The organism is Bacillus sp. LR_5 (genome assembly GCF_042709275.1).
In genome coordinates, this window is record NZ_JAVAXX010000369.1 from 1 (window position 1) to 5,292 (window position 5,292).

At 40.8% G+C, this 5,292-nt stretch carries 7 protein-coding genes; all 7 read right to left on the bottom strand.

Going from position 1 to position 5,292, the window contains the following annotated elements; genetic code table 11:
- The coding region (locus RAC86_RS34895) for a YaaR family protein (protein ID WP_377886645.1) at positions 1 to 423 on the bottom strand (423 nt) is incomplete at its 3' end.
- Positions 424 to 435: 12 nt separating this feature from the next.
- Positions 436 to 765 (bottom strand): cyclic di-AMP receptor DarA, encoded by a 330-nt coding sequence (gene darA / locus RAC86_RS34900; protein WP_003218295.1) that lies wholly within the window; start codon positions 763 to 765, stop codon positions 436 to 438.
- 74 nt (positions 766 to 839) lie between these two features.
- A complete protein-coding gene (gene tmk / locus RAC86_RS34905; RefSeq protein WP_014112288.1) occupies positions 840 to 1,478 on the bottom strand; it encodes a dTMP kinase in 639 nt (212 codons plus the stop codon).
- The gene (locus tag RAC86_RS34910) at positions 1,475 to 2,917 is read right to left on the bottom strand and encodes an aminotransferase class I/II-fold pyridoxal phosphate-dependent enzyme (RefSeq protein ID WP_072565617.1); all 1,443 of its coding nucleotides are present in this window, start codon (positions 2,915 to 2,917) and stop codon (positions 1,475 to 1,477) included. Before RAC86_RS34910 ends, tmk begins: the two co-directional genes overlap by 4 nt.
- 81 nt (positions 2,918 to 2,998) lie before the next feature.
- Complete coding sequence (locus RAC86_RS34915) at positions 2,999 to 4,156, bottom strand: toxic anion resistance protein (RefSeq protein WP_072565616.1); 1,158 nt, start codon at positions 4,154 to 4,156, stop codon at positions 2,999 to 3,001.
- A gap of 18 nt (positions 4,157 to 4,174) precedes the next feature.
- Positions 4,175 to 4,789, bottom strand: a complete 615-nt coding sequence (locus RAC86_RS34920; RefSeq protein WP_061187566.1) for a 5-bromo-4-chloroindolyl phosphate hydrolysis family protein — start codon at positions 4,787 to 4,789, stop codon at positions 4,175 to 4,177.
- Positions 4,790 to 4,921: 132 nt separating this feature from the next.
- Entirely contained in the window at positions 4,922 to 5,116 is a 195-nt protein-coding gene (csfB, locus tag RAC86_RS34925) for an anti-sigma-G factor (RefSeq protein WP_014112284.1), read from the bottom strand.
- Positions 5,117 to 5,292: the final 176 nt, after the last annotated feature.

The window sequence follows — 5,292 nt, forward strand, 5'->3', positions numbered from 1 at the left end:
CAATAAACCTTTTATTTCGCCAATACGATCCAGCAAATCAATTGCCGGTTTTTCCTGATCCATCATCTCTTCCGTAAGCTGTATCAATTTGTCATCTATTTCCTTCACAAGTCCCAGCGTTCTGCTGTTTCCATACAGGTCAAAGCTTTTCGACGTTTCGTGTGAAAGGCCGCTGTCTACAGCTTCTTTGACAAAACGCTTCACAAGCCCTTTAAATCTCGCTAAGTCTTTAAAATTCCGGGATTTCGTCAGTCTTTTTCCAAACGCTTCTATATCCGATAACAGCCTGGTAAGCTGATCAAATTTCAATTTGCTGCTTTGGTTTTCCATCGATGTTTTAAACGACGCTGTGATCTCAGATGTTTTCACAGAAGGAAGCTGCTTATTATCTATAAATGTACGTATATCTTTATTAATTTTCACAGTTTCAAATCCTTAAAATTGATGAAATTCATCGACTGGAAGGACAAATACTGTCGCTCCGCCAACTTCAACTTCTACTGGATAAGGGACATATGAATCAGCATTTCCGCCCATTGGAGATACAGGGGCAATCATCTGGTCACGTTTCTGTCCGTTTTCTTTAATGAGACTCAATGCTTTATCGACGCGTATATCCTCGACACCAATCATAAACGTTGTGTTGCCTGATTTAAGAAATCCTCCCGTCGTTGCAAGCTTTGTAACTCTAAAGTTGTGATCCGTTAAGGTTTTCAAAAGTCGGTTGCTGTCCTGATCTTGTACAACTGCCACTATCAATTTCATCTGTGAAGGCCTCCTTTAGATTGGAAACAACAATGATCTCGTTTACATTATTATATCAACTATTGGGAAACAGGTCACAATTGAATTTTTTTCAACGCTTCATTGATCACTTTTAGGACATCCTGAACGACGAGGTCTTTGGATTGGCTGGCATCAACTGAGTGAAATCTTTTCGGGAATCGCTTCATCAGCTCTTGGTAACCTTCCCGTACCTTTGTATGGAAGCTTAAGTTTTCTAAATCGAGCCTGTTTTTCTCCCGCGAGCCGTTTGCGTGAATACGTTTCAGGCCTTCTTCCGGATCAATTGAAAAATACACCGTTACATGGGGCATCATATCTCCGATGGCAAACTCATTAATTGACAGAACCTCATCAATCCCAAGTCCTCTTGCGTATCCTTGGTACGCGAGCGAACTGTCTATGAATCTGTCACAAAGAACAACATGCCCCTGTTCTAAAGCAGGTTTTACTTTTTCAACTAAATGCTGGCGTCTTGCAGCCGCATATAAGAGAGCTTCTGTTCTTGGATCCATTAATGTGTTGTTCTCATTCAGAATAACCTCTCGAATTTGTTCTGCAATGTCTATGCCACCTGGCTCTCGAGTTGCTGTAACCTGAAGGCCCTCTGCTATCAGTATGTTTTTGATTTCCTGCAGAACAGTCGTTTTCCCCGCACCTTCAGGACCTTCGAATGTAATAAATAAACCGCTCATGATTTCTCCTCTTCTATATAAACAAGTAGTTGTTTCTCTTTGATTTTCATATTCCCTTGAATATGCGTTTTCATGCTGATCAAGCGGCTGAGCTTTTGCACACTTTCTTTTGTAATTCTTTCTCCCGCCATGATCATCGGGATACCCGGAGGATAAGGGATGACATCCTCTGCATTCAGCCGGCCTGCTGCTTCATCAAAGTCCACATATTCTTTCTTGAACGTTTGTAAGACCTTTTTTTGATAAGGCAAGACAGTCACAGGCTGCGCTCCCCATTCTACAGAAACAAACATCTGATCCGGAGGCGTTTTTTCAATCTCTTCATCAATGCTTTTAATCGTTTCAGCGTTTATTCTGCGCTTTCCTCCCAATGGAAGAACGAGCAGTACTTGATTTTCATCAGCAAGCTCAGTGAATATGTTGGCACGCTCTAATATGTTTTGCAGCGTATACCCCGAATGGCCCCGTTTTGAGCGAATTGTGAGCTTCAGCGGATCCGTTATCATCCGTGGATCAGCCGGTTTGACAGCTTCTGCATTTGAAAGTGAATCAAACGTTTGTTTAAGTGATTGTATGCGGTGCAGAATGTCAGAAAGCTTTTGTTCTTCTATAATATGCTGTACATAAGCGCGGGCAATGTCTAACGAAGCCATAATCGGATAAGACGGGCTGCTGCTTTGTAATCGATTTAAATACTCTGCCAGCCGATTCCGATCAATTCTGCAGCTGCTGTTGAGATGCAAATAAGAACCCATCGTCATGGCAGGCAGCGTTTTGTGAGCCGACTGAACAACAACATCTGCCCCCATTTTTAAAGCGGAGACTGGAAAAGGCTCCCCCAAAACAAAATGTGCGCCATGCGCTTCATCCACCAAAACAGGAATCCCGTAATGATGGGCCTCTGAAATGATTTCGGTTAAATCAGCACTATGTCCGTAATATGTCGGATTGGTCAGCACCAAGCCTTTTGCATCTGGATATGCTGCCAAGGCTTTTTTAATTGTATCAAGCGGAACATGCGTAGGCACATGCATCGCTTCATCAATGTCAGGTGCGAGATAAACCGGCTCAGCACCAGCCAAATCAACAGCATGAAATACAGATTTATGACAGTTTCTTTGAACCAGAATTGTTTCACCCGGTTCACAAACAGATAAAATCATCGCTAAATTCCCGACAGTCGTACCATTCACCAGGAAAAAACTTTCCGCCGATCCATATAATTGACTGACAAGCTCTTGAGCTTCCTTAATCACCCCAGAAGGATGATGGAGATCGTCCAGTCCTGCCAGCTCAGTTACATCAATGGTGAGAAGCGGATCGAATATCGACTTAGCGTCATCAAAAAAGACATCTCCATTGTGATGTCCCGGAACATGAAATGAATGAGAATTTCTTCTCGCATGTTGAATCAATGCTTTATATAAAGGTGTGTTCATTAAAACAATCCTTTGAATGTGTCTTCTTACACTTTATTATATCGTGCCTCTGACAGAACTTAAAGCTAGACTTACTGGTAACTACCTTTCCTTCATCATAAGCAGCTTGTGCTTCAGATCGCCTTCCATCATCATAAGCTCTTCTTCTGCCTGACGGCGTTTGATTCGGCCTTCTTCTTGTATGGTCAGCGTTTCTTCAAGCGTGCTGATTAAGCTTTCCTGCACCTTCTTTAAAGTATCGATATCAACAAGACCTCGTTCATTTGCCCGCACGGTTTCAATTGTATTGGTTTTCAAAAGCTCCGCATTTTTCAGCAAAAGCTCGTTGGTTGTATCAGATACTTTTTGTTGTGCATCCACTGCATTGCGCTGCCTTAAAAGCGTCAGTGCAATTGCTACTTGGTTTTTCCAAAGCGGAATCGCCGTCACAATGGATGACTGGATTTTTTCAGCTAATGCTTGATTTGTATTCTGAATCAGCCTGATTTGTGGAGCACTTTGGATTGTGATTTGCCTGCTCAGCAGCAAATCGTGCACCCTTTTATCTAACCGGTCAGCAAATTGAACCAAATCGTTTACTTCTTGAACGGCCATTTGGTTATGCTCACTTGATTCGGCCTGTTGCTTCAGTTCAGGAATCGTTTTTGTTTTTAATTCCTCCAGCTTCAGTTCCCCTGCAGCGATATAAACATTCAGCGCGGTGAAGTACTCTTTGTTTTTTTCATATAACTGCTCTAACAGCTTATTGTCACTGATTAAAGCATTTTTAGAGTGCTCCAGCTTCAAACTGATTCTGTCTATCTGTACGCTGGTCTTTTGATATTTAGACAGCACCTCCTGAAGAGAATTCGATACTCTTCCAAACATGCGTGCCAAAAAACCCTTTTTCTTAGACTGAAGATCATCAGGATTTACTTGATCCAGCTTTTGCATCAGTTCTCCAAGAATTTCGCCGATCTCTCCGACATCCTTCTTTTGAACATGATCAATCATAGTATGAGAAAAATTCAGCAGTTTAGACTGAGCTTGTGAACCGTATAAAACAATACTTTGCATATTCTTATGATCGATCTGCCCAGCGAGCTGAATTGCTTTTTCCTTGTTTTCCTCGGGAAGAACATCAACAAGGCGTACTTGCTGCTTCTCTGCTTTTACAGTCTCCGCCCTAGGCATCTCTATATCACCAAAAGGATCCGCCAATAATTCATCTATATGAAGGTCGCTTTGATCTCGGTTCATCGCTCTTACCCTCTTCCATTATTTCTTCAATGAATGCTTTGCTGCATCTAATTCAAATTGCAGTTCGTCAATTTCATCACCCATTACTTGAGTTAAATCTTCCTCTAAACGCTTGGTCAATTCAGCAAGAGTGATACGAGCCTCACTCAACGACATCGACAGTTCTTTGCTTTTTTTCGGATGAGATGATAGAAAGGCATACTTCTCTGTCAATTCAACAACCGAATCGAGAGTTTGATAAAAAAAGCGCTCAGCCTGATAAAACCGCTTTGGCTCTTTTTTGGTGAGGATATAAATCCTTCTGACAAGTCTCAGCATTTCTGCATTTTGTTTAAACATTTGAATGCTTTTTGCCTGAAACAAAGCTTTCCGAAGGCGTATGATCTTCTGCCTTGCTTCCTCGAGATTTTTCTTAATGTAGGCATATTCTCTTCCTGTCAGTGCATGCTTTTTAAGAAATAAGCGTCTCACATTCCAAATGCCAGCTGTATATACAAATGCTCCCGAAGCGAGCCCATAAACAAAAGATAGGAAAAGCGACTGATTTAAACCGAAAAAGCACAAAATCCCTATGAAAACAAAAGTCGCACTGCCTGTTAAACTCCATATCAAAAAGTGAAGAAATCTCTGCATGAGATAATCGACTCCTGTGTATATACTCAGTTTTAATATTATTATCTACTACGTTCTATCCCTAAACAAGTTTCATCTTCTTTTTATTAACCCATTCCTTATGAAAGAATACAAAAAAAGACCTTTTCAGGTCTAAGAATATAATGGCGGTGTATGAATGCTCTTTAATTTTTTCACGTAAAAGGCATAGTCAGGATCGGAAGTTGATGTAGAAATTACTTTTCTCTCACAATCTAAACATATGAATTTCGTATAAAGATGAATGCCTCTATTCTTCTCTTGATCACAAATCACACATGTATGATTAGGTTTAACAGTTTTGTCCATCGTCCCCACCTCCGTACAATTAGCCTTCCCTTAAACCAGATATTGTATACACTATTTAGATCTTTTTGAAACTTGAAATCAGTATATGGACTATATAAGCTGTCGGTGTTTGTATTTGTTTGATTTTATTGATCTTAAATAAACAAAAAACCCAGCTCAATGAGCTGGGTTTTACC